The sequence below is a fragment of the Leptospira perdikensis genome (assembly GCF_004769575.1).
Classification (GTDB): domain Bacteria; phylum Spirochaetota; class Leptospiria; order Leptospirales; family Leptospiraceae; genus Leptospira_A; species Leptospira_A perdikensis.
Window position 1 is genome coordinate 621,335 of record NZ_RQGA01000014.1, and the last position, 25,407, is coordinate 646,741.

At 39.9% G+C, this 25,407-nt stretch carries 22 protein-coding genes; 5 read left to right on the forward strand and 17 right to left on the reverse strand.

Annotated elements, in window-relative coordinates; all coding sequences use genetic code 11:
* Positions 1–34 precede the first annotated feature (34 nt).
* Positions 35–2,818 carry a chromosome segregation SMC family protein gene (locus EHQ49_RS15745; RefSeq protein ID WP_135580581.1) on the reverse strand — a complete coding sequence of 928 codons (2,784 nt, stop codon included), beginning with the start codon at positions 2,816–2,818 and terminating at the stop codon, positions 35–37.
* Positions 2,819–2,896: 78 nt separating this feature from the next.
* On the opposite strand from EHQ49_RS15745, the gene EHQ49_RS15750 reads away from it, so the two are divergent.
* Positions 2,897–4,834, forward strand: a complete 1,938-nt coding sequence (locus EHQ49_RS15750; protein ID WP_135580582.1) for a motility associated factor glycosyltransferase family protein — start codon at positions 2,897–2,899, stop codon at positions 4,832–4,834.
* On the opposite strand, the gene EHQ49_RS15755 is transcribed toward EHQ49_RS15750, so the two are convergent.
* Genes EHQ49_RS15755 through EHQ49_RS15775 form a run of 5 tightly spaced genes read right to left on the reverse strand, consistent with a single transcriptional unit; the run spans position 4,798 to position 10,895 of the window.
* On the reverse strand, positions 4,798–5,427 hold the full coding sequence (locus EHQ49_RS15755; protein ID WP_135580583.1) for a hypothetical protein: 630 nt from the start codon (positions 5,425–5,427) through the stop codon (positions 4,798–4,800). The genes EHQ49_RS15750 and EHQ49_RS15755 overlap by 37 nt on opposite strands.
* A gap of 2 nt (positions 5,428–5,429) precedes the next feature.
* Complete coding sequence (gene plsY, locus EHQ49_RS15760) at positions 5,430–6,038, reverse strand: glycerol-3-phosphate 1-O-acyltransferase PlsY (protein ID WP_135580584.1); 609 nt, start codon at positions 6,036–6,038, stop codon at positions 5,430–5,432.
* On the reverse strand, positions 6,035–7,387 hold the full coding sequence (gene der / locus EHQ49_RS15765) for a ribosome biogenesis GTPase Der (protein WP_135580585.1): 1,353 nt from the start codon (positions 7,385–7,387) through the stop codon (positions 6,035–6,037). The genes plsY and der overlap by 4 nt, the downstream gene beginning before the upstream one ends.
* Positions 7,384–7,872, reverse strand: a complete 489-nt coding sequence (smpB, locus tag EHQ49_RS15770; protein WP_004788614.1) for an SsrA-binding protein SmpB — start codon at positions 7,870–7,872, stop codon at positions 7,384–7,386. The genes der and smpB overlap by 4 nt, the downstream gene beginning before the upstream one ends.
* Before the next feature lie 5 nt (positions 7,873–7,877).
* Positions 7,878–10,895, reverse strand: a complete 3,018-nt coding sequence (locus tag EHQ49_RS15775) for an AAA family ATPase (RefSeq protein ID WP_135580768.1) — start codon at positions 10,893–10,895, stop codon at positions 7,878–7,880.
* 81 nt (positions 10,896–10,976) lie between these two features.
* Here EHQ49_RS15775 and EHQ49_RS15780 point away from each other — a divergent pair, with 81 nt between their 5' ends.
* The 3 genes from EHQ49_RS15780 to pdxH are packed head-to-tail and all read left to right on the forward strand — an operon-like array spanning position 10,977 to position 13,595.
* The gene (locus tag EHQ49_RS15780; protein ID WP_208732227.1) at positions 10,977–12,074 is read left to right on the forward strand and encodes a pyridoxal phosphate-dependent aminotransferase; all 1,098 of its coding nucleotides are present in this window, start codon (positions 10,977–10,979) and stop codon (positions 12,072–12,074) included.
* A 41-nt stretch (positions 12,075–12,115) separates the two neighbouring features.
* Entirely contained in the window at positions 12,116–12,964 is an 849-nt protein-coding gene (locus tag EHQ49_RS15785; protein WP_135580586.1) for a prepilin peptidase, read from the forward strand.
* Positions 12,957–13,595, forward strand: a complete 639-nt coding sequence (gene pdxH / locus EHQ49_RS15790; RefSeq protein ID WP_208732236.1) for a pyridoxamine 5'-phosphate oxidase — start codon at positions 12,957–12,959, stop codon at positions 13,593–13,595. Before EHQ49_RS15785 ends, pdxH begins: the two co-directional genes overlap by 8 nt.
* A gap of 113 nt (positions 13,596–13,708) precedes the next feature.
* Here pdxH and EHQ49_RS15795 read toward each other — a convergent pair whose 3' ends face one another.
* A complete protein-coding gene (locus tag EHQ49_RS15795; RefSeq protein WP_135580587.1) occupies positions 13,709–14,917 on the reverse strand; it encodes a bifunctional 3,4-dihydroxy-2-butanone-4-phosphate synthase/GTP cyclohydrolase II in 1,209 nt (402 codons plus the stop codon).
* A 118-nt stretch (positions 14,918–15,035) separates the two neighbouring features.
* Here EHQ49_RS15795 and EHQ49_RS15800 point away from each other — a divergent pair, with 118 nt between their 5' ends.
* Positions 15,036–15,413: an STAS domain-containing protein gene (locus EHQ49_RS15800; RefSeq protein ID WP_135580588.1), complete on the forward strand. Its 378-nt coding sequence runs from the start codon at positions 15,036–15,038 to the stop codon at positions 15,411–15,413.
* On the opposite strand, the gene EHQ49_RS15805 is transcribed toward EHQ49_RS15800, so the two are convergent.
* Genes EHQ49_RS15805 through EHQ49_RS15850 form a run of 10 tightly spaced genes read right to left on the reverse strand, consistent with a single transcriptional unit; the run spans position 15,410 to position 25,398 of the window.
* Positions 15,410–16,018: a riboflavin synthase gene (locus EHQ49_RS15805; protein WP_135580589.1), complete on the reverse strand. Its 609-nt coding sequence runs from the start codon at positions 16,016–16,018 to the stop codon at positions 15,410–15,412. The genes EHQ49_RS15800 and EHQ49_RS15805 overlap by 4 nt on opposite strands.
* Positions 16,019–16,022: 4 nt before the next feature.
* The gene (locus EHQ49_RS15810) at positions 16,023–17,324 is read right to left on the reverse strand and encodes a bifunctional diaminohydroxyphosphoribosylaminopyrimidine deaminase/5-amino-6-(5-phosphoribosylamino)uracil reductase (protein ID WP_135580590.1); all 1,302 of its coding nucleotides are present in this window, start codon (positions 17,322–17,324) and stop codon (positions 16,023–16,025) included.
* Between the two features lie 10 nt (positions 17,325–17,334).
* The gene (gene secF / locus EHQ49_RS15815) at positions 17,335–18,273 is read right to left on the reverse strand and encodes a protein translocase subunit SecF (protein ID WP_135580591.1); all 939 of its coding nucleotides are present in this window, start codon (positions 18,271–18,273) and stop codon (positions 17,335–17,337) included.
* Positions 18,266–20,200: a protein translocase subunit SecD gene (gene secD, locus EHQ49_RS15820; protein ID WP_135580592.1), complete on the reverse strand. Its 1,935-nt coding sequence runs from the start codon at positions 20,198–20,200 to the stop codon at positions 18,266–18,268. Before secD ends, secF begins: the two co-directional genes overlap by 8 nt.
* A gap of 21 nt (positions 20,201–20,221) precedes the next feature.
* On the reverse strand, positions 20,222–20,845 hold the full coding sequence (locus EHQ49_RS15825) for an SRP-less Sec system protein (protein ID WP_135580593.1): 624 nt from the start codon (positions 20,843–20,845) through the stop codon (positions 20,222–20,224).
* A 1-nt stretch (position 20,846) separates the two neighbouring features.
* Entirely contained in the window at positions 20,847–21,170 is a 324-nt protein-coding gene (yajC, locus tag EHQ49_RS15830) for a preprotein translocase subunit YajC (protein ID WP_002973971.1), read from the reverse strand.
* Between the two features lie 26 nt (positions 21,171–21,196).
* Positions 21,197–22,225 carry an anthranilate phosphoribosyltransferase gene (trpD, locus tag EHQ49_RS15835; RefSeq protein ID WP_135580594.1) on the reverse strand — a complete coding sequence of 343 codons (1,029 nt, stop codon included), beginning with the start codon at positions 22,223–22,225 and terminating at the stop codon, positions 21,197–21,199.
* Positions 22,206–22,952 carry a CDP-diacylglycerol--glycerol-3-phosphate 3-phosphatidyltransferase gene (gene pgsA / locus EHQ49_RS15840; RefSeq protein WP_135580595.1) on the reverse strand — a complete coding sequence of 249 codons (747 nt, stop codon included), beginning with the start codon at positions 22,950–22,952 and terminating at the stop codon, positions 22,206–22,208. The genes trpD and pgsA overlap by 20 nt, the downstream gene beginning before the upstream one ends.
* Complete coding sequence (locus EHQ49_RS15845) at positions 22,952–24,298, reverse strand: MiaB/RimO family radical SAM methylthiotransferase (protein ID WP_135580596.1); 1,347 nt, start codon at positions 24,296–24,298, stop codon at positions 22,952–22,954. The genes pgsA and EHQ49_RS15845 overlap by 1 nt, the downstream gene beginning before the upstream one ends.
* Positions 24,298–25,398: a helix-turn-helix domain-containing protein gene (locus EHQ49_RS15850; RefSeq protein WP_135580597.1), complete on the reverse strand. Its 1,101-nt coding sequence runs from the start codon at positions 25,396–25,398 to the stop codon at positions 24,298–24,300. The genes EHQ49_RS15845 and EHQ49_RS15850 overlap by 1 nt, the downstream gene beginning before the upstream one ends.
* Positions 25,399–25,407: the final 9 nt, after the last annotated feature.

A 25,407-nucleotide genomic window follows, 5' to 3' on the forward strand; every position in this document is an offset into this window, starting at 1 on the left:
TTTTACTTTTTGTTTCGGTAGATCCGGAACCCGACTAATTGTCGGTTCCGGTCTTTTGTGTAATCTGTTTGGAGAGTGACTTGGCTTCATCCAATCGAAGAGAAAGGATTTTAGAAATTCCTGGTTCTTCATTAGTGACACCAAAGATAGCGTTGGCTCTGGAGATTGTGGACTGGGCATGTGACACAACGATAAACTGAGTTTTGTCTTTAAATCGGTCTAGAATCTGACAGAATCTGAGTTTATTGGCCTCGTCTAGAGCCGCATCAATTTCATCTAAGAAACAGAACGGGCTTGGTTTCACCATGTAGATCGCAAATAAGAGGGCAATGGCTGTAAGTGACTTTTCCCCACCAGACAACAATCGTAAGTTCTGCACATGTTTGCCGGGAGGTTCTGCCATAATCTCTACGCCGGAATTGAGTGAGTCTTCTTTTTCCGTAAGTTCTAGAGTGGCCCTTCCCCCATTGAATAATGTAGAAAAGGTTTCTTGGAAGTTTTGTTTGATCTTTTCAAAGGTTTCTTGGAAAAGTTTTTCAGACTCTTCGTTGATTCGTTTCAAAACATCTTCAATGTCTTTTTTGGAACTTTCAATATCGATCTTTTGTTTGAGATTGTGTTCGTAAATTTCTTTGATATTACGATACTCTTCAATCGCCAGTGGATTGATGGAACCAAGAAGTTGGATCTCCGACTTTGCAGATCGTAGTCTTCTTTCTTCCGCTTTTTGGTCTAACTCAAAGTTTCCACGTTCCGTTTCCAATTCAGAATCGGTAAGAGAGTAATCATTATACAACTCTTCCACAAGAGAATCAATTTGTACTTTGAGTGCGGAACTGGTTCTTTCTTTTTCAGATAAAAGTGGAAGGAGGTTTTGAAACACTTCTTGGTTTTTTGAAATATTGGATTTAATTCCAGAGATCTCTTCTACCAGTGATTGTAAGGTTTCTTTTTCCGATTCCAAAATGCGGCTCATGGATAGAAACTCTTGGTAAGACTCTGCAATTTCTTTTTCTAAAACTTCGACTTCTTTCTCTAAACTATCTTTTTTATCACGAATGACAGATTCTTGTTCTTTTGCACCCAAGATCCTTTTTTGGATTTCACCAATCCTTTCATCAAGGACAGCAATTTCTTTTTGTTGGTTTTCCAGACGAGAGTTGGATTCGAGAAGTTTTTTCTCTAGTTCCACAATATGAGTTCTTGTTTCTTCCCAATGACTTCTGTGTAAAATGATATTACTTTGGTTGTCCCGAATTCCTCGTGTTAGGTTTTCGTTTTCTAAAATGAGATCTTCGATCGCTTGATCAATAGATTCTTTTTTAGAAAGAATTCCATCTTTATCAAAAAGTAAATTTCTAAAGTCATCTTCCTTTTTCAAAAACCCAGTTAGTTTTGAAGAATATTGTCCCAAATGGATTTCTCGAAGGTCGGAAATACCTTCAGTGACCTGCGACGATTCTAAGTAAGAAAGAGCAGATTGTAATTTATTTGCGTAAAGATCCAAATCAGAAAGAAGTATTGCTTTGTCTGCATTACGAATCTCTTCCCCTTCTTTGGATTCTCTTTTTTTATTTTCTAACTCTTGGATGAGTTCAAGAATTACCGTTTTTTGTTTGTCCCGAAGAGTGATATGGCGTTTTTCGTTTTCGCCAATTCGTCCTTCTTTCTCCTCGATCGACTTCTCTTCTTCTTTAATAGAAAGTTCCAAGGAAACACGTCTGGATTCCAAAGTTTGGATCTCTTGTTGCAGAGTGGTTTGGATTTCTCTTTGGCGTTCGTTTTCCAGTTCAATGGCTCGTTTTTCTACTTCGAGTTTGATCGTTGCCTGATTTTCTGTTTCCAATGCGGAAAGGATTTCTCCAATACGAAGTTCATACTCCAGAATAAAGGTTTTGTTTTTTGCTATTTTTTCTTTTTGGATTTGGCTTTTGGAAAGATGATCAAATAACTTTTTATCAATTTCAGCAATTTCCCTTTCTTTGGCTTCTTTGGTGGTTTCTTTTTCCGAAATCAAATTGGTTTCGTTTTGAATGAGAGATAAAATGGATTTGTTTTTTTCGCGAATCTCGAGTAAATCTTCATCCGATTTTTTCATACGGCGTTTGAAATCGCGTAGTTTTAAAAACCGAAGGTTTTTGTCAGACTCATCCAAATCAGATTTAAGTTTGAAGTATTGTTCTGCCTTCTCGGATTGTTTTTCTTTGACTTCCAGGTCTTTCACCATGGAGTTCATAATGTCTTGGATACGAAGTAAGTTTTGGTTGGTATCATCCAGTTTCTTCGTGGCTTCTTTGCGATCCAGTTTGAACCGAGAAACCCCCGCCGCCTCTTCAAAGATGGCCCGTCTTTCCTCTGGTTTCGAATTGAGAATTTGGTCAACTCGACCTTGTTCTAAAATGCTATAACTTGATTTACCAATTCCTGTATCGAGGAGGGTTTTTTCGATATCCTTTCTTGTGGTTCTGATATCATTGAGATAGTATTCGTTTTCACCGTCTGGATACAAACGACGAGTGATTTTGACGGATGGATAGTCAATGTTGAAAAAATGGTCATCATTATCAAAAAGAATGGAAACCTCGGAAAACCCAGCAGGTCGCCTACTCTCTGTTCCGTGGAAGATGACATCGTCCATTTTTTCGCCGCGTAGTCCCTTGGCACTTTTTTCGCCAAAGACCCATTTGACTGAATCAACGATATTTGATTTCCCCGAACCATTCGGCCCGACGACAGCAGTAAACCCAGGATCAAAATTGATCTCTGTTTCATCCGCAAACGTTTTGAATCCAACAATACTTAGGCTCTTTAAATGCATATATGTTTCGCCGTTCGATTTCCCTGTTTCCCGGTTGACACCACTTGGGAGACATAAGAAAAAACCTTAGATAGTATTATGTCCCAAATTATCGATCCCATTTCCAGTGAAATTTTTGAAAGGAAGCCGTACTTACAAAATTATTTCAGAAACTTTAATTCCGGAAACCGTTGGGAACTGGGTTCTGCCAAGAAACCAGGGGAATATTATGTCTCATTAAATGGGGAACCACTCTCTTCTTCCTTCTCCCCCCTAACACAAGCCATCCGACTATTGGACACCTATTCCTTAAGATCAACAGACATTGTCATTTTGTTTGGACTTGGAAATCCCCATCTCATCCAAAAAATCAGTGAAACTTTGGCAGAAGGTCAGATCCTCATTCTTATCGGAGACGACGAAACACTAATTCCTGTTATTTGGGATGAAATTTTAAAACCAGTTTTATCGATCCCAGGAAGGCATTTATTTTCTGGAGATGTTTTTTTCCCTTTGTTTTTTAACTATTTAGAGTCCTTACCCATTGAACGTGTGAGTGGACTGAAAGTCATTCGGAACCCAACCGATACAAGCCGGAATGTAGTTTTTCGTGAATTGGAAGAAAAAACCCAAACCGTATTTTCAGCAAAAATGAGTGACCTACTCACCAAGTTTGAATTTGAAAGGTTGTGGATCAAAAACTCCATTTGGAATTTGGTTCATGTAGGAAAAGAAACACCAGTTCGTTATCCCATCTCTTCTCTAAGGGAGAAGTTCAAAGGTCTTACCGCCGTACTCGTATCAGCTGGTCCCAGTTTACGAAAAAATCTGTCTTGGTTACAGTCTGTCAGAGACAAAGTTTTTGTTTTGTCCTGCGATACTTCTCTAAAGGTCCTCATCAAAGCAGGCATTGAAGCAGATGGGGTTGTTACACTTGATGCCCAAACCAATTCCTTTTTTCATTTTATGGGAGAGTCATTAAACAAAATTCCTTTATTTGCTGACTTGGTGAGTTCTCCGACACTCCTTCGTGAACCCATGTTTCGTTCCGTAGTACATTCCGTCACAGCCAAATACCAAGTAGATCCCGAAGGAACACTTGTACGTGAAGTGACAGCCGGAGGGGAGCTCGCCGAACAAGTGTTTACAGAAGTGGGAGATATCCAATCGGGTGGGTCTGTGGCAACCACAGCATTTGATATGCTTCGTTTTATGGGATTTACCTCTGTGTATTTTCTTGGACAAGACCTGGCATATTCAGGGAGGGAAATCCATTCTACAGGAACCCATCATAATGAAAAATGGCTCACACTTCTTAACCGAAAAAATAGTTTAGAACGAATCAATGAAGTCATCATTCGCAAACGGGAAACTCGTTTTGTTCCAAGAGCAGGTGGCAAAGGATCTGTTCTTACCGATTATGTTTTGGATTTGTACAGGCATTGGTTTGAAGAGTCAGCAAACACTGTGGAGGAGATGAAACTCTTCAATGTAAATGAAGACGGGGCAGAAATTGCAGGAATCCAATCCCTTTCTCCTGAAAGAGCAAGTGCAAATTTAAATGAGATACCAAACCACAACTATCCATGGCGAGAACTTTCTATTTGGAAATTAGGTTTGGAAGATGGGACTGGAGAGAAAAAGTCACGTGAGACTTTCGTAAAGTCTCGCGAACCAAAAGACAAAGGGAAAGTGGGGAAATCAGAGATGGCGACGTCCTTCTACTTACACCCCAAGGGTTCAGGACAATTATTCCATAAACTCCAAAAGGATTTGGAGTTTATGGAAGACGGCCTAAAGGCTTTTGAAGAGAAACTGGCTATTTCGTCCTTTCAGGAATCAGACATTTGGATTTGGATGCGGGAACAGTCCTATTTACGAAGGATGGTGCGTAAAACTGAGATTTATATTTTGCGCCACAAGGACTTGGAGCTAACGCGCAAAAACCAACTGATGATCCAATCCATCAAAAAAGAAATCCGTTATTTAAAACGAAGTCTTTATCCAATGATGGATTCATTTCCTGAAAAAGGGTGAAAGACAGAATTGTCTTCAAACTCAGGAAAATAATCAAAAAATAATTTTTGCGATACCACACGGTAGGCAAATGGATTCTTTTCCGCATAACCGTCAGTATATGGCATAGCAGGCAATTGGTGAAAATTAATTCTTTCTTCAAAGTTAATAAAATCACGGCGACTAAGTTCTGGTCTTAATTCCAAAGCCGTTTCTTTGAGTAAGTTCCAATCCAGTTTAAAACTCATCCTTGCTCCACGAAAGGCAGGTGACCTTTCTAACAAATTGACAAGCCGTTTCACTGGACAATCCATATGATAATATTTTGTTACATAAACTTTGACAAACCGAGCGGCAAGTCCCATCGGTTCCCAAATAAGTTCGGACTCAATACTTTCTGCTTCTTCTTTTTTAATTTCACTTAAAACGACATGTAACTCTGGAATGGATTGGCGTCCGGTCATAATCAAAGTGGATTCTTCCATTCCGAACTCTCCATAGTACAACCATTTGTAGAAGTCCTGGATTTCTGCTTCCGGATGGTCTTCTACAAACTTCGTAAGAAGAAAAAGTTTTTCTTTTTGTGTGAGTGTCGATTCGCGTTCAGTTTGCATCCCTAAGTTGCTCGCAGTTCTTTACCCAACACCAAACGTTTGATGTTTTCTCTATGTGAGTAGGAAATGAGGAAAAAGGTAGCAACTAATACAAAAAAGATGATGGGTTGGTATTCAGAATCAGGAATGTATTTTGTGGTTCCAAAATACCAAATTGGCATAGAAAGTGTTGCCAAGATAGAACCAAGAGAAACAAATCCAGATACTTTATACACAATGAAAAAAATCACAACCGCACAAACGGTAACAATGGGCACGAGGGTCATATACACACCCAATGCCGTGGCCACCCCTTTTCCGCCTTTGAAACGTAAGAAAGGTGTGAATGTATGTCCAAGGATGGCAACAGATCCGAGTAAAATTTCAGTGGTGGTCAGTGAGTAAGGAGATTCAATATAGGAGGCAAAAAAAACAGGAATAGCTCCTTTGAGTGCGTCCAAAAAGAGAGCGACGATTCCATATTTCCAACCGATGACTCGGCCTACGTTTGTCGCCCCAATATTACAACTACCATGTTCGCGAATATCAATTCCGCGCACTTGTTTGGCCAGGAGAAACCCAACCGGAATGCCACCCAAAAGGTAGCTCAATAGGACTGCGGCAAGTATCATTCCTTGCCCTCCTTACCCTCGTTTCTGTTACGAAGTTCTATCTCAACGGCTAGGCCATCCAATCCGAACTCTGCTACTATACTCTTTCGGTAAAAGCTCAAAATATTTGACGGAAAGAGTTTCGTATCATTCACGAAGAACAGTATTTTAAAAGGAATCTGGGAGACCTGTGTGGCGTAATACACCTTCGGAGGTCGGTTCGATGCCTTCTGAACCTTATTTTTGCCCCCCCACTTGCTTAACCAGTCATTTAAGGCACGGGTTGTGAGCTTTTTCTGGGACTTTTCGTAGAGAGCCACCACAGATTCTAGGAGTTTGTGGGTACGGACTTTCTCTTTGGCAGAAAGGGAAATGAGAGGGCGTTCTTTCAAAATGGAAAGTTTGGCTTCCATCCGGTCTTTGTAGTGTTTCCAAGAATTGGATTCTTTTTCTGGAACCAGATCCCATTTGTTCACAGCCACAATCATGGGTTTTCCAAGCTCCTGGATTTCTCCAAAAATCTTTTTATCAAATTCACCCAAACCTTTCATCGCGTCGACAAGAAGCACCACTACATCGGCTTCTCCCAAACTATGAAGGGTTCGTTTGTAGGAATAGAATTCTAAACTTTCACCAGTTTTCGATTTTCTGCGAATCCCGGCCGTATCAATGATTTCTAATTTTTGATTTTGAAAATAGAACTGATCGGAAACAGAATCTCTAGTGGTTCCCGGCACATCACTCACCACAGCACGTTTGTAACCGAGAAAGGTATTCAGAAGTGAAGACTTACCTGAGTTAGGTTTTCCTATGATCGCAATTTTGCAATACGGATCTTCCGGCATTTTGATTTTGTCTGGAAGGAAAAAATTAATCTTTTGGTAGAGGAGATCAAAATTCCTACGCCCAAGAGCCGAAATAGGTAGAAGTTCGTTTAGACCCAGTTTGTAAAATGGTTCCAAGTCATACTCATCTTGTTCGGTATCTACCTTATTGATGAGGGTAAGAACCATTTTATCTTTTAGAATATCATCTTTTTTAAATAGATCGATGAGTTTGTGATCATACTTACGTAAGTCTTTATGATCAATAACATGAAGGATGAGATCCGAATTTCGTAAATGTTCAAAAGCAATATCGATGATTTCTTTCGAAATTTCATCGATATTTTCAATATCTAAACCTGGTGTATCGGACAAAGTGAACGGAATTTTAAATTCAGACCTTTCCACTATTTTTTGTAAAACGTCTCTTGTGACACCAGCAGTATTTTCTGTGATGGCACTTTGTGCGCGGAGGATGGCGTTGAATAGTGTGGACTTACCCACATTTTGTCTACCAACAATGGTGACCACTGGAAGTCCTTTCATTTGCGTAGGTGTTCCTTCATGGCTCTTTCCATATCGATTTTGGCTTCCTTTTTTTGAATGTCGTCACGTTTGTCGTAAAGTTTTTTTGGTTTGGCAAGAGCGATGTCTATCTTCACCAAACGGTTGTTTTTAAAGAAACAACGAGTGGCAACAAGTACAAGACCTTTCTCCTTGATGGAGCGATCAATTTTTTCGATTTCTTTTGCTTTTAAGAGGAGTTTACGAGGTCGAATTTCCGGATGGTTCGCATAACCCCCGTTCTTGTAAGGAGGGATTTGAAAGTTTTCCAAAAAAACTTCCCCGTTCCTTACTTTGGCAAAACAATCGGTAAGATTTCCCTTTTTTTCACGAAGGGATTTTACCTCAGATCCTGTGAGTACAACACCAGCCTCGAACGAATCTAATAGTTCGAAATTGAACTTTGCCTTTTTATTGATTAAAGGATCAGTTCCGCGAGGTTTGTCGTCTTTTTTGGTTTTGCCCATACTAATTATTGCCTAAGGGAATGGTGGATTTGCACCAATCTTGCAATTTCAGCTCCAATCAAATTTGGCATGGAATAGAAGTTGTCTGCCGTAATTTGAAGGGAGTCGTGGAACACATGTTCCGCAATGTAGCGAGACCCAAGTCCCACCCCTAAAAATACATAATTTTTGTCCTGGTTTTTCAGTACAGCTTCTTTCAATTTTCGAGTATCAAAAGAGGAGAGTTCGTCCTCAATATAGGTCTTGGCCCTTTGCCCACGGAAGTCGGAAAGGATCACAATGATCTTTGTTTGGGCATCGGGGGAGAAAAACCGCTCTGAATTAGAAAGAACTTGGTATTCAGGGATGCTGTCCCCATGCCAATTTTTACAAAGAGCACTAAACACCTCTTCTTCCTTTTCTGTAGTGTAATCTTCTTCCGCTGACTTTAAATTAAAAATGTCCACTGTGTCTTTGGAGTTTTTAATATCACAAAATGTATGAACACTTGTTTTGATATCATGTTCATTTAGGATATGTAAACTCACAAGAAGAGCGGAAAGCATCGCAATCGAATATTCGAAGTTAAAGATCCTGCGGCATTTCGAAACAAGGAAGGTAACTTCTACACCTTTTAATTTTTCATCATTCTTTTCGATTGTGGTTTTATCGAAGATCTTTGTATCTCCCCTTCCACTTTTGTATGAGATGTATTTTCTTGCATCCACTCGTGACCCTTCGTTTTTGTACATCCGGTGGATGTCAATTTCAGGATCAAAAAGTTGTTCTAAATTGAGTTCAACCTCTTCCAATTCCTTTCCAAATACGGACTTAAATTCTTCAAGACCTACCATGATGGAATAGTCCCAAAGCAGACGGCGTTTTTTCAAAAATTGTTTGTAAAGTTCTTCGGTTCGGTAACCCCAACCACCGCCACCACCTTGTGGTTCTCCTTGGCCTTGGTTCCCTTGGGTGTCTTGTCCATACCAAGCATCTGGACCTTCTTTGGTGGCACCGCCGGTTTCTGGAGTATTGATCTCAATTCCTCGTTTGGTTTCTACACCGGAATTGAGTTTTTTAGCAACACCTGTTAGTGGGTCCCTTTTATGGAGTTCGGGATCCCACCAATTTTTACGATTTAGTCCTGATTCAACGGTAAACGTTTTTTTTTTCTCTTCGATTTCCTCGAAGAGTGTTGATACGACTTCTACACCGGAAAGATAACCTTCCAAAAGGCGTTCGAGTTCCTTTCTCTCTTTTGGATCAGCAATTTGATTTGTATAATAAATCTTTCCCCCACGGATCGCAATGTCTTTCACATCTGTTTGGTTGTATCGATAGATATGATTTTTCCATTTCAAAAGATTCGAGATTCCAAATCGATAAGGCATCAGATTTGCCGAACCAATGGTGCGTTTTTCTGCTAACTCTTTGGCTTTGAGATGGAAACGTGCTAGGGAACGCGGGAGCACTCCTTCCGGAAGATAGAATTCCAAAATCTCTTCTAATACTTTTGTATCTTCTAGTTCAGGGAAAAGAATGGGTGTGAAGCGGTTTCGAAAGGCACGAGATATGGTTGTTACCGATTTGGATGCACGAAATGATTTCATTCCAAACACAATGGATTTTTCTGTAAGTTGGATGGGAAGATACTCACCCGACTCTGGAGGCAGAGTGAGGGAACGTGCATCATCCGTTAACATATTCATTTTTTCTACAAGTTCAGCACCGGCGGATTCAAGTCCTGAGATCAGAATGATATGACCTTTTCGAATGGACCTTGTTAGGGGCCCGTCTACCCAAGTCACACTTTCGATATTTCCTTCTTCTGTAGGTTTTAAGGCACCCACTACATCGGAGGTATGCATCCCTTTGGATAACATCACCGACTCAAGTTCAATTCCTGTGAGTTCTGTAAATAATGGTAAAAACTCTTGCGGGTCTTGGTCTTCTCTATATTCAATTAAGATATTTTCTTTTGCTTGGATGGCAGTGAAAACCTGGTCGAGAAAATGTAATACAGGTTCTGGTGTGGGATAAGTAGAAAGAAGGGAGATTGTTTTTTTCTCGTCCCAGGTTTTGATTTCTTTATCGTTCCAAAAAATGGTAGAACTTTGCACATAACCTTTGGTAGGAACCAGTTTCACCGATCCACCAAACTCGGATTCGATGAGTTCTCTTTGTTTGACTTTGTCTTCTTTTTTACGAAACGGTTCTTCGAATAAATAGAGTGCTTCTCTTGCCGCAACCGTTTTGTCCTGTGAACCAAATAGAACCAAACGATTACAATACTTTTGTAAGGTTCTTAAATTAAAATGATACTTTTCTAAATCACCCTTTCCAATCTCACCCGCTTTGATCCGAGCTTCCGATTCCAAACTGATACGAATGATTTGTTTTAAAACATCTTCCCCGAGCATGGGATAAAGTTTTTTTAAGATAAAAAACATTTCGTCTGGGGAATAAGGATCCACATACACAACTGCAAAATGTTTGGTGATATCAAAAGGAAGGGGTTTTCTTCCTTCAAATCCTTCACTTGGATTTTGGGTTCCGATAAACCAGAATCCAGTTTTTCCGTTTACTCTTTCCCCACTCCCTTCCAAAAGATCTAAGTAGTTGGATTCATAAACAGAAGAAAATCGTTTGATGATGTTTGGTGCACAGAGGTTCATCTCATCGGCAACAAAACTAAGTCCTTCTGACAAAGCATTGGTGAGAGGTCCATTTGACCAGGTAAATCCTTTCCCATCCAGAAGGATGCGGTAAGACCCAATTAGGTCTTCTGGCAATGTGTCTTCATTAAAACTAAACCGAAGTGTCGGTTGTTTGCGAAGAGAATTGATATAATATATGAGTGCGTTTTTTCCAACACCGGCATCTCCCACAAGAAGGACAGGAATCCCTTCGAGCATGGGGTATAGAATTTTTTGTAAGGTTTGTTTGACCGAGTCAGTTTCGACAAGGCTAGAAGGGAAAACGGGAAATTTCTCTGAGTGCGGGAGGACCGGCACTTTCACATCAGCGATGGTAACAAATTCCATATCCTTCAGATTTCTATCCATTTCCTAGGTGTAAACCAAATTCTATTGACCCGTACCTCCCTAAAAAACCATGATGATTCCATGGATTTCGCAAATAGAATGTATGGGATTGACTCCTCCCCCATCCGCAAGGCTTTTGAGCTAGCACGGAGTATCCAAAACCCGATCAATTTGAGTATCGGCCAACCGCACTTTCCTTGCCCACCTAACATTATCGAAGTTTTGACAAAAGCGGCGCAAGACGGGAAAACCTCTTATACCTTAACTGGTGGGATTCCTGAATTAAAATCTGCAATGGCTGAGAAATACCGAACACAAAACAAAATTTCTTATGCTCATGAAGATCGGATCCTTGTCACTTCAGGAATTTCTTCTGCTCTATTTTTACTCTTCAATGCACTGGTGAACGAAGGGGATGAATGTTTGGTGGTCTCTCCTTACTTTTTAATGTATCCTGCGATGTTAAAGTTCTATGGTGGAAAAGTTATCCCCTTAGAAGAAAGTTTCAAACCAGAAGATTTAGAATCATTAAAATCTAGAAAATTCAAACTCATCATTTTTTCCAATCCATCCAATCCCACTGGAAAGGTTCTTTCGAAAGATCAACTCCGAGCCCTTGCGAACTTAGCGGAATCAACTGGCGCTTATCTGATCAGTGATGAAATTTATGAACTCTTCGATTATGATAAACAGTTTCATTCGATTGGTTCAGAGTATGAAAAAACCATCACACTCACTGGTTTTTCCAAAACCTATAATATGACAGGCCTTAGACTTGCCACCATCCTTGCCGAAGACAAGGTGATCAAAGCACTCACCACCTTACAACAGTATACGGTTGTCTGTGCACCTTCTATCACCCAGTGGGCCGGAATCGAAGCTCTCAAGACAGATATGAGTGCTTACATCCAAGACTATAAAGAAAAACGTGACTTCGTTTATGAATCTTTAAAAGACTACTACCCCATCCAAAAATCAGGTGGAGCCTTTTATTCTTTTTTCCAAGTTCCTGTCACCGATGAAGAATTCATCCAAAGAGCAGTTAAAAAAGATCTGATCTTAGTTCCTGGATTTATCTTTTGTGACAAAAAGAATTTTGTGCGACTTTCCTTTGCCACCGAATGGGACACTTTGAAACGAGGAATGAAAGCCTTACAGGAACTTTCTAAGGAAAGTTAAACTCTTTTTAGTCAAATTAGATAAGGAAAACTTAGGATTTTATGGAAGAATCGATTTGGTTATCTCTTTGGACCCTCTCGACCTATGGAATCCTATTTTTTTTGGGAGCAAGTCTCGCTAGTTTTTATACAACCCTTGCGGAACGAATCCTGACTTTTTGTTATGGTAAAAAAAGAAAGGAAGCTAGCGGCTTCAAACGCTGGAAAATCATTTTCACAAAACCAAGCCATTGCACGTCATGTGGGCATTTGGTGAAAAAAAACCACCTCACACCCATTATTGGTTGGTTTTTAACAAAAGGAAAATGTAACTCTTGTGAAACTAGACTTCCCAAACTCTATCCACTTACAGAATTTCTTTTTGGGCTCGTTGCCATCTTTGTATTTTTTGTTTCCGAAGATATTCTTGGAACCATATTTCTTCTGTTTTTGTTTGGGCATCTACTCATTTCCATGATGACAGATGTGGCAAAATTTTCCCTCGATTATGAAAACCTTCCCTTCCTCATCGGATTTGGATTTCTTTCCAACTACTTCCTATTTGGTGAAGTGGCAAATATTGAATCGCTTTGGGTCTTTTTAGGATTTTTAGGTTTTTATCTTTTGATTTATCTTTTGTTCCGAGGTGGCACAGGCCTTGGTGATGTCCTCTTTTCTCCTACTTTCGCTGCCATTGCCGGAAATCCTTTTTGGATTTTGTATTTTAATTCTGCTTATTTACTCGCCGTCGGATTTAGTTATCTTTTACGAAAAAAGGGTGAACCCTTAAAGGGGAAAAAAATTCCTATGGGTTTGTATTTTTCCCTCGGGTTATTTTTCACTTATTTCGCGAAGTTACTCATCCACTACTACAACTGGGAGGGATTTCCAATCTATGGAACCATTGAATGAATTACCACATATGAGAAAACTCTACACTCGTTCTGTTTTATCCGAAGAAACTGCGGGTTCTGACCCATTAGAATTATTTCGCCTTTGGTTTTCGGAAGCAAAAGAAGAAGGAGAACTAGAACCAAATGCGATGAGCCTTGCAACAGTAAACAAAGCGGGCCAACCTTCGATTCGGATCGTTTTACTCAAAGGCCTAATCCGTGATGAGTTTCAGTTTTTTACCAATTATGATTCGGACAAAGGTAAAGACATAACAGAGAACCATCATGTGGCTCTGAATTTCTTTTGGCCAAAACTCGAAAGACAAATCAGAATCGAAGGACAGGCGGCGCGCATTTCCAAAGAAGAATCAGAAACTTATTTTGCCGTCAGACCAAGAGAATCCCAAATCGGAGCACTCGCATCAAATCAAAGTTCGGTGGTGCCATCTAGAGAATTTTTAGAAGAGAAGTTTGCCTCTCTCTCAAAAGAATGGGAAGGAATAAAAATTCCTAAACCTGAAAACTGGGGTGGGTATTCTGTTTTCCCTACCAAAATCGAGTTTTGGCAAGGAAGGGTGGGAAGGTTACATGATCGGATTTCTTTTGAAAGGATCGAATCTAGTTGGAAACGAAGTCGTTTATCTCCGTAAACCCATTCGATTCAAAAGAAATATTTTATAAATTTCGCAAACCACAGATCCGCTAAAAAGGTTTATCTTTCTAGCGGACATACAAATCGTTTGAGCCGTTAGATCGATTGTCATTAACCGTGAAGGTTTAATAGATGTCCTAACTTTGTTTTTTTGGTCTGTAAATACCGAGTGTTCTCTTCTACAGGATCAATCTCAATCGGAACTCTTTCCGTTACGTGCAAATTGTATCCTTCGAGTCCCACAATCTTACGAGGGTTATTCGTGATGAGTTTCATTTGTTTCACCCCGATATCTCGTAAGATCTGTGCCCCAATTCCATACTCACGTAAGTCAGGAGCAAATCCAAGTTTTTCATTGGCTTCGACAGTATCAAGTCCTCCCTCTTGTAAGGAATAGGCTTTCAGTTTGTTGATGATTCCAATCCCACGCCCTTCTTGGCGCATATAAAGAAGAACTCCTGTCCCTTCTTTTTCAATCATACGGAGGGCATTATGAAGTTGGGGGCCACAATCACAACGTTGTGATGAAAAAATATCTCCCGTCAAACATTCACTATGAACACGAACAAGCACTGGTTTTTCAGGATCGATCTCACCTTTCACAAGTGCCATATGGACTTTATCATCAATTTGGGTGGAATAAGCTTTGATTTTAAAATCACCAAACTCCGTTGGTAAACTTGCTTCCACTTCTAAATGAATTAACTTTTCTTTATGCCTTCTATAACGAATTAAATCTTCTATCGTATAGATATTGAGTCCGTGGGTTTTTGCAAATTTTTCCAAATCTGGAATCCGAGCCATGGATCCATCGTCATTCATAATCTCACAAATGACACCACTTGGGTAAAGACCCGCTAATTTAGATAAGTCGACAGCAGCTTCTGTATGTCCTGCCCTTCGTAAAACCCCACCTGTCACTGCTTGGAGCGGAAACAAATGGCCTGGGCGCACCAAATCTTCAGATTTGGTTTTCGGATCAAGGAGGACTTCGACAGTCTTCGCCCTGTCATGTGCGGAGATTCCCGTAGAGGTTCCGTGTTTGGCATCTACGGAGACGGTAAAGGCAGTTCCGTGTTTGTCGCCTAATGTTAGGTCATCCACCATTTTTCCTAGACCTAAACCTTGTAACCTTTCTCGTTCCATCGGAACACAGATGAGGCCTCGACCATGGGTTGCCATAAAGTTAATTTTGTCTTTATCCGCAAACTCTGAGGCGCAAACCAAATCACCTTCATTTTCTCTGTCTTCAGAGTCGACGAGAATGATCATTTTGCCTTGGCGGATTTCTTCGATTGCTTCTTCGATCGGACGTATCATAGGGAAAGGCCTCTATATACTAAAACTCTGAAAGCCGTTCCGAATTAAAGAAGATTCCCAAAGAAAGTCATTGATTTTTCCCCTTTCTTTTGTCTAAATGTTCCGGATCGGAGGCCATGTGGAACTGAAACTGAACACAACAGGAAAGATCAAAACCATTGAAATTGCAGGTAAATTTGACATTGAGTCCACAGAGGAATTTGAATCTATCTTTGCGAAACTGATAGAACCAAATCCAAACGTTGTTTCTATTGAAATGAGTCGTCTTGACTATATCGATTCTTCTGGAATCGGTTCTCTCATCAAAAGTCTCAATTCTCTCAAAAATAAAAAAGGAAAACTCATTCTCGTCGGGATGAAACCGATGATTCAGAACGTATTCAAATTAGCAAAACTAGATATGTTTTTTGAAATTATGAATGTTACAGATTTCCAGGCAAAGTATGTAGCTGACGATAGCGATTCTGATATCGACGATTTATTGAAAAGAAGTTAAGAACCAGACCTTTGGCTTAAATAATTTTCAATGTATTTGGCAAGAATATCCACTTCTACATTCAATCGTTGGTCTTTTTTCCAGGAACCTGCATTGGTTTTCTCCATAGTTTCAGGAATTAAGATCAATTGGATATTTCCATCCTTTACATCCACTACAGTAAGGCTAATCCCATCCAAAGTGACAGAACCTTTTTTGACAAAATAACGTCGGAGTTCTTCAGGGATTTCTACCCAAAACTCCTCCACTTCTTTTTCGATTTGTTTTCGGCTAATGACCTTTGCCATTCCATCCACATGACCTTGTACCATATGACCGCCAAATCTTTGCCCAAGAGCCATAGCCCTCTCTAAATTAACGCCATATCCTTCACCTAACCTAGACAAGTTGGTAAGTTCCAAAGATTTAAAAGAAGCATAAAACTTAAATACATTCCCTAATTCAGAGAATTCAGTAACAGTCATACAGGCGCCGTTAATAGCAATAGAATCTCCCAGTTTCAAATCAGGATTTTCCCATTCTGTTTCTATTGTAAATTGGATACCCGAATCAATGGGTTTAATTTCGACTACTTTTCCGATAGTTTCGACAAGACCAGTAAACATAGGTTTAAGCGCTCCTTTGAGGTTTTCTGATAAAAATACGATTGGATCCCACTTGGTATTCTGAAATTAAAAGTTCATTCTGAAATACAAAAGGAATTCCGTCTGGAAGAGATTTATTTTCATTTCGAATTTCAAGAATTCGATCCGATTCCGTAAGTTCCTCTGCTAAAAAAGAAGGGAAAAAATTCCCAGCTTCGCATAACAAAGTATTGATCCCGAGATCACCCAAAATCTCCAAAAATTTACTCGCATCATCCGGTTTGATACAAACCCCTTCAAACTTAGAAAGCGATCGAATATGGTTTTCTAACTCGCGACCAAAGGATTCTATATCCTCATCCGATAAAATAAAGAAAATACATTTTTTTTCACCCATCATTTCGGTGAGTTCTTTTTGTTTTCTAAAAAACTCATCAGTGGGTAGATGTTTTAGATCCAAACAGAATACACGATAGGGTTGGTAGAGGATTTCCTCCAAACGATGGATTTCTGTTGTATCTTTTGCATATTGTAAGATAGAGGAAACTAGTCCAGAGCCGGCCTCAAAAAAAGGTTCTAATTCTGTGATCCGATTTCCTGGTTTGTGAGAAAGTATCATCTCTTCTGAAATCCGAAAATGAAGGGAGGGTGAATCAGAAACCACTGTTCCTGGGCCCACCGCAATGGCATCTACTTTGGCACGTAACAGTTGCAAGGTGAGATCCACTTCTTCGGAACTCACCCTTTCTTTTTTTTTATCCAAAGAGGCAAAATTTCCTTCCTTGGAAGTAGCGGATTTAATCCAAACCCAAGGACGTCCTGTCTGAATTCTTGTGAGAAATCCCTGTAAATAAGGAAGAGATACCTTAGCGAGCATTGGATCAAGGCCAATGGTAATTCCAACCTTTGTATATGTTTCCCAGTCTCCGGATACAACGAGAGGGTTGGGATCTTTCCATCCGAGTTTGATTTCATTCGGTTTTCTTTCGATCACCAAATCTCGACAAGGTGGTGTTTTTCCAAAATGGGTACACGGTTCTAAACTAACCGAAAGAATCTCATTTGTTTGGTTTGGATTTTTAAGATCACTTGTTTCGGAATTTTTCTCTTCTTTTAAGTCTGTCGTTTTGGAGATTGGATAACGAGAATAAAGTTCTCGTTCTGCATGGTTTTTTCCAAAGGTTTGAGTATGTGCACTGGCAAGGACTGTTCCTTCCTTGTCAGTTAAAACAGCTGAGACGGGAGGATTGGCACCGGTTTTTCCCATAGCCAAAAACCCAAGTAAGGAATGCAGAGAATAAGTTTCCTTCCGTTTCTCTGCATTCATATTAGATTTGTTATGCGAATCTTTTTTTCCTGAGTTGGTCGTAAATCTCAGAAATAGGAGCTGCAATATAGATAGAAGAGTAAGTTCCTACAATTACCCCAAAAAGTAGAACAAAAGCGAAATCATACAATTCCACTGCACCTCCCACGATGATGGCCACGACGGAAATCATAGTAGTAAACGAGGTATTGATAGTTCTTCCCAAAGTTTGAGTAATGGATACGTTGATGATATTAGAAAGTGCTAAATTGTCTTTCCCGTGAGCATTCTCGCGGATTCGGTCAAACACAACAATTTTATCGTTAATGGAATAACCAAGTAATGTGAGAAGAGCTGCAATGATGGGAACACTTGGTTTGATTTGTAAAAAACCAATGAGTGCCAATGTCATTAAGATATCATGAACAAGCGCGATAGAAGATGCCAAAGCAAACTTAAACTGCGAACGAATACTCAAATACAAAAGAATGATGGCAAGAGTAGTGAGAAGGAGTGTAATTCCGACTTCAGTTAATTCACCACCTACTACCGCTCCCACTTGATCAGCTGACAAAACTTTTTCCTTCGGCAATTTGTATTCATACCGAAGAAGTTGGACAAACCGGTCAATAGCTGAAGTAGAAGATTCCCTATTTGCTTCAGGAATTTCTTTATACAAAGATTCAATGGTGTCTAGAGATCCAAGTCCGATATCCAATTGGTAAATGTTTTTCTCTTTTTCCAAAAGAATGACAACCGCTTCAATGTTTTTGGATTGGAAGTATCCATCTAAATCGCTACGAGTTTTGTCGGCGGGAAGTTCTACAACTGTCCGAAGTCCACCGTTAAAATCGAGAGAGTGAGCAAACCCACCATACTTAGCGAAGGTAACAACAAATCCGAAAACAATCGCAAGAAATGAAAAACTAAGGGTAAAGTATTTATACTTTGTAAAATTGATGTTATGCATGAGTAGTCTCCTTTTTCCCAAAGAAGAAAGGTCTTAAATTCAAGTGATGGATGCCGATTCGATTCACAGCCAATTCCATAAACAATCGAGAGAGGAAAAGGGAAGTAAAAAGAGTCGTGACAATACCCCAACAGAGTGTGATCGCAAAACCTTTGATCGGTCCATTTCCAAGACGAATCATGAGAATCCCTGCAATGAGTGTGGTGACGTTTGCATCCATAATGGTCCAGAACGCATTTTCAAAACCACGAGTGACTGCAATGGAAAGTGCCCTACCCTCTTCGATTTCTTCTCGAATCCGTTCATAGATAATTACGTTTGCATCCACTGCCATACCGGCAGTCAATATGATCCCCGCAATCCCCGGTAAAGTGAGAGTAAAATCCATTAAAGTAAGAAGTGCCGCTAATATGATGATGTTCACAAGAAGTGAAAGGTCAGCAATGAATCCACCCAAACGGTAATAGAAAATCATATAAGCCATTACGAGGAAAAATCCAATGGCAACCGCTTTCAAACCCACTTCAATTGATTCAATCCCAAGAGTCGGCCCAATGAATCGCATTTCTAAAACAGAAAGTGGAATAGGAAGTGCTCCTTCAGAGATCACGTTAGCCAATCGAATGGCTTCCTGTTCAGAAAAACTTCCAGAAATTTCAGCACGGCCTCCTGCAATTGGGTCGTTGATCACTGGATTGGAGATTACCTTATCCCCCCAAACAATTGCTAGGTTTCGTCCACGGTTCTCTGAAGTAAGATCAAAAAATTTCTCAGCACCATTTGGTGTGAGTGTAAAACTCACCATCCATCCATACGAATTGGAATTGTAGGATGGTTGTGCGTTGGTCATATCATTCCCGGAAAGGGCGATTTTACGTTCCAAAACTACAAAACTACGAGGGAGTAAGTTTGATTTTGCAGAATTTCCACGAGCCCACATCGCATAGATTTTAAAGTCTGGTGGGATATTATACTTTTTCTCTAGGTTTTCTAAAAACTCATCTTGGGCTTTTTTCCCTGCTTTGTTTTTCACAAGCTCTTGAAAGAGATAAATATCAGTGTTTTCTCTTTTACCCAAATCCATCATACGACGTTCGCTGTCAGCAATTTGGCCCTTAAATACAAATGGAGTTGGTTCTTCTAAACGATACTCCACAGTTTCCGTGTTCTGTAAAATTTCTAAGATGGCCGCAGAATTAGAAACACCAGGAAGAGATACTTCAATCGCATCCTGTTCTTTCTGGATACGAACTTGTGGTTCTGTTAAGTTTTGAGTGGTTAGACGATTATCGATAATCATCTTTGCTTTTTCTAATTCTACAATTTTACGCATGGGAGAAAGATCAAAACTAGATTCAATTTCAGCGAGTCTAGATTTTGCTTTTTCTTTATCCTCAACCTTGGATGCCGGGTTGTTTAAAGTTAGTTTTAATTCGTTAAGTTCTTTTGCGTAAAGGTCTTTGAGTTTGGAAGTATAATCATCAAAGTCTCCTTTGAGAACCACTCGCATACCACCCTGTAAGTCGAGACCCAATTTAATCGATAGAGATTTACCACCGCGAATCGTTTCTTCAATCCAAGTAGGTTCTAATTTGTTTTTAGATTCACTTACAAAAGACTGATTCTCTTGCGAGATTTGGTTGATCTTTGCGGAAGTGATAAACCTTCCTTTCACTGTGTAATATGGATTTTCTTTTGGAGGAAGAATTCCTTGTGGTTCAATGGTCCAACCTGAACCTTTACCATAATCTTTCGCCCAACGTTCAAAAAGTGCATTCACTAATGTTTTTTGATCTGCTTCAGGAAGTGCATACACATCCTCTCTAACAACGATCTTTAACGTGCGATCGGCAAAGTTCGGATACAAGATTGTAAAAGAAACCGCCAGAATCAAAAAAGGAAGAATCAATAGTCGATACGATTGCAAGTTAGTTTGCTCCTAAAATTATTATCTTCTATAAGAACGACTGCTAGATCCCGGGCGAGCAGATCTAAGTCTGTAAAAAGCAAAGAGTATGATAATCCCAAGGATCATCATCGCTTTTTTATATTTAGCAAAAAAATCAGAGAAATTAAAGAGTGATTTTCCAGATTCTTTGTTGGTGGAAGGATTCGATTCAATAGGAGAACCTTCCGTTTTTCCAATTTTTAAATCTGCAGAAAAACCAGGAAGACCTGACGGCTCCACTGCAACATTGGAATCCATCCACAAACCATTACTGACAACTTCCTCTTCTTCCGTTACCGGAACTTGTTTTTCTAAACTAGGAAGGGATTTTTCAGTAACATTTGGATTCACAGCCAAATTAGTATTTTGTGGAAGTGTTTCCGAAGTTACCAGCTGACTTTGTTTGGATTTCTTTTTCGATTTCTTCTTTTTTCCCGTAGTGGGTGCTGTCGTAGTCACAACATTGGTTTGTTTTTTTGTTGTGGTAGTAACTGTTTCCTCTTTCGGTTTGGTGGTAGTCGACTTTGGTTTATCATTTACCTTATCTAAAAAATCCAAACCCTCTTGTGCAAAGAGGGAAACCGAAAAAAAGAATATCAGGGAAATAAAGAAGAATCGTTTCATCTTAGGCTTTCTTCTTCAGAATAGCGCTAGTTTCAAAGGTAATGTTTGTGTTGGCAGCAACACTCAAAACTACGGTCTCATTATTATCTTTGAATTCTACAATCTTTCCGTGAAGGCCACTGTTTGTCACAACATTGTCCCCTTTTTGGAGATTTGTGATCATCTCTTTACGTTTCTTTTCTTCTTTTTTGTTTGGAAGAATCACAAGGAAGTACATAGCAACTAACATGATCGGAATGATGATGAGTGACTGTAGGGACGACTTTGCACCCTCTTCTTGGGCAAGGATTAGGATATCTGGTGTTAAAAAATTAAAATTGAGCATAGCTATTTATCCAATGTTTACAGGCCTTATGTTAAATTCAATGTTTCACGAACGAATCGGAGAACTTTTTTCTCGAGGATGGCTGCCTTGGCAGTTTCGTATCCTGTTCGTATATCGTCCACGGCTCCGAGTAAAAACATAGCGACACCAGCATTGAGAGCCACCATGGAAGTGCCTCCGGTAGATTCTTTCGGATCGAGAACAGCACGAAACAGGGCCTCAGCCCCTTCTTTAGAAGAAGAGAACACTGTATTCCTATCCAATTCTTTGGCATTTAAGCCCAGTTCTTTTGGCTGAAAGACCAATTCTTTGGTCTCTTTCCCATCAAAATAGGCATAATCTGTGCCTTCAAAGATAGAGAATTCGTCCAGTCCGTCTCGAGAGTGACAAACAATTGCCTTTTTGGAACCTAACCTTCCCAAAATTTCAGCCATCGGAAGACAGAGAGATTTGTCATAGACCCCGACCATTTGGTGTGAGGGGGCAAATGGGTTGGAAAGAGGACCAATCAAATTAAAAAAAGTACGAAACCCTAAACTTGCACGAACCGGGCCTGCATATTTCATGGCTGGGTGCCAAGCCGGAGCAAACAAAAAGACAAATCCTGTGCGAAGAAATTCGGACTCTGAATCGGCAGTGGACTGGTCCAACTTGTAACCAAGCCCGGATAAAATATCAGAACTTCCAGAGAGTGAGGAAACAGACCGGTTTCCGTGTTTGGCAACCTTAAACCCAAGGCTTGCTAGAGTGAGGGCCGAGAGAGTGGAAACATTGAGAGTGCCTTTGCCATCCCCACCTGTCCCACAAGTATCCAAAAAATCAAAATCAAATTTTTTAGAAGGTTTTACCGCATGGTTACGCATCGCACGAACAAATCCATACAACTCGTCAGTGGTTTCTCCCTTCATTTTCATAGCAGTGAGAAAAGATGCAAGGACTGTTTCAGGAACCTTACCATCCATCACTTCACTTAAAAAAAGTTCCGCGTGAGTGTCTACTAAGTGGTGCCCGGATACAACTTGACCGAGGATTTCTTTAGTTGTTGGAACGGTCATAAAAAATCCTTTTTAAATTCGAAAAAGTTAAGAGTTGATAATTGGTCACAATATAACGAAGACCCGAAATAACGGTAATGAATGTTGTGAATAACATTCCAAAATAGGGAACAAAAGAAGCAATCGAATCAAAAAAATCTTTGAAACTTAATGTTTCCGTTGTTTCGACAAATGTATAAAACTCATTTGCGTGTTGCGAAGCCACTTCAAAAGTAGAGTAACCAGCTAACTTCCCCATAGCATATGTTTCATTGATCATGGCACGCCTTTTACCAGAGATCAGCATAAAAACCACAAGAATGATAAGGATAGCTCCCATTTGGAAAGCCGTTTTTACTTTTCCCATCATGGTTGTACGAAGGCTATTTCCAGACCGAACTGCAATATAACGTAGGAAAGTGATGAGCATATCACGTCCGACGATGAGAACTACCATCCAAACCTCGATAGGTTCATGAATGAATAAAAATGTAACAAAACACCCGATGACTAAAAATTTATCAGCCAAGGGATCAAGAAACTTTCCAAACTCGGTTTGTTGGTTCCACTTACGCGCTAAGTATCCATCCACAAGGTCTGTGAGAGAAGCTAGGGCAAATAGGACGAAGGCAAAAATTTGGTATTCCCATTCTTTTTGAAAAAGAGCGAAGATAAAGAAAGGAAGGGCTAAAACCCGCAGAACCGTAAGTAGGTTCGGAATATTGGCTATGGTTTTCCAATCTTCCACTAAACCACCCAAGTCCCTGCCATGTCTAGTTCATAGAAAGAGTCCACCCGCACTTGACCGAACTGGCCGACTTTTAAACCTTCCTCTTCCACATAGACAACTTCATCGATCTCAGGTGCATCTTGGAAACGACGAACCATCGCACCCTTTTCCAAAACTTCATCCACTACTGCTGGATAAAGTTTTCCAATCCGATTTTGGTGAATGGATTTCAAAGTTCCAAGATAGGCATCACGAACCAAATTCACACGACGAGCGATTTCTTTGTCTTTGATTTGACCATCCATAGTGGCGCCTTTCGTTCCCTCTTGTGGGGAATAAGGAAAGAGATTTACCTTTTCTGGTTTTACATCTTCCACAAATCGAATGATCTCTTCCACATCGTCCATAGTTTCTCCCGGAAACCCAAGGATGAAGGAAGTACGAATCTCCAAATTGGGGCGTATGTCGCGAGCCTTTTGGAATAACGATTTGAAATAAGAGTATTCGCCGGTACGATTCATCGATTTTAAAACGGACTTGGAAACATGTTGTAAGGGGCTTTCCAAATACGGTGCAATTTTAGGGATTTCTTTATAAAGATCGAGTAACTTTTCTGTTTTTTTGTCAGGGTAAAGATAAAGGAGGCGCAGAAGTTCGAGTCCTTCCACATCAGCCACGGAACGAACTAAATCCAAAAGTTTGTCTGTATCTTTTCCATAAAATACAGTATCTTGCGAAACAAGGCAAATTTCTTTGGATCCGGCCTTCACAGCCCGTTTTGTTTGTTCTAAAACATCAGAACTTTCTGTATCCCGATACTTCCCTCGTAAATTAGGAATGATACAAAAATGGCAACCACGGTTGCAACCATCGGATATTTTTACATACGAGTATGGTTTGGAATAGTTTTCGATGCCTTTACTCGTTACGAGTCTTTCTAAAAGATCTTCATTGAATTCCGAAAGGTCTTTAAATTCTAAGGGAAAGTTTTTACGAAGGATCTCCCCTGCTTTATCATATTTACCAGTTCCAAAGTGAAGGTCTACTTCGGGAAGATCGTCCGAAATTTCTTTTCCCGCACGTTCGGCAAAACATCCAACAACCACTAACTTTTGTTTGTTTTTCTTTTTAATATCAATCGAATCCAAAATGGTTTGGATGGTTTCCTTGGTTGCATCTTGGATAAACGTACAGGTATTAACTAAATGGAAATCACTGGCTTCGGGACCTGCCGCAGGAAGGAGACCTTCCTTAAGGAGCGACTGGTGCATTGCCATGGAATCAACAGTATTTTTAGGACAACCGAGAGTCGTGATAAAAAACGACTTTGGTGTCTCTTCGGTTTTTTCCTTTACCTTTGGCATTATTCGCCTAACTCTCCAATGATGGATTGGGTTGAATCATAAGGATTTGGTTTGCGAATGAAGATTTTTTTGACCAGTTTTCCTGGTTTTCCAAGAACAGAACGTTCTTTTCCATTTTGAACCATTTCTACAGCCCCACCGTCCCCTACTTTGATCTCGAGTCTGTCCCGAGCTTCTAGATGTTTGACTTCGCCAGCAGAAACAAGTCCCCTTTCTCCCATCTGTCCATCTAACACAAATTCTACGTAACTAGGTTTGGAGAAAAAGAGAGTCACTTGGATAGGAACATCTCCCACAGGAGATTTAACAGCAGCGCCTTCTCTTTCTTCTTTTAAAGTCACAAGAACTTTGGCTGATTTTTCTGTAACCGCTTGAGTCACAACTCGAATGTCACGACGTAAGGATGTAAGTTCTTCAATGCGATAAGAAAGAATGGTTTCTTCCCCTTCTGAGGTTTGGAAAAAATATACATTTTTTTCAGGGAAGATATTAAACCCAAGATTTGCTTTTCCATTGGAAACACCTTTGATGAACATCTTACACTGTTGGTTGTTCACACTGAAACTTACACCGCGGTCTTCTGTTAGAATAAAAGGAACACTGGCATTTTCGGGAACACTTTGAGATACAAAATTAATTCCAGAAGGAATATCGGAACTAGCAACAGTTTCGACAGAAGAACCAACTTCAGTAGTTTCCTCATCCATAGATCCAGATCCGGAATCTTCAAAACTAATATAGATGATATAAGCGGAGATCACAAAAAGAAAAACGGAAACAAGACTAATGATTTTATTTCGATCCAAGTTAAATGGAGTCGTAGTCGGACGAGTGAGCTCTTCCAAAGGTGCTTGGGATTCCTCTATTTGTTCTCCTCGATAAAGATTCAGAAGCATCGCTGCATCTAATTTTAAATAACTCGCATAGTTTTTTAAAAACCCAAGAGCAAATGTCTCTGCCGGAAACTGGGAGTAATCTTCTGTTTCCAAAGCAATGATGTATTTGGCTGCGATGTTTGTTTCTTTAGCGACATCTTTAACGGAGAGTTTTTTATCTTCCCTAGCTTCTCGTAGTATTTGACCGACTCGTTTTGTGTTCAAAATGATATC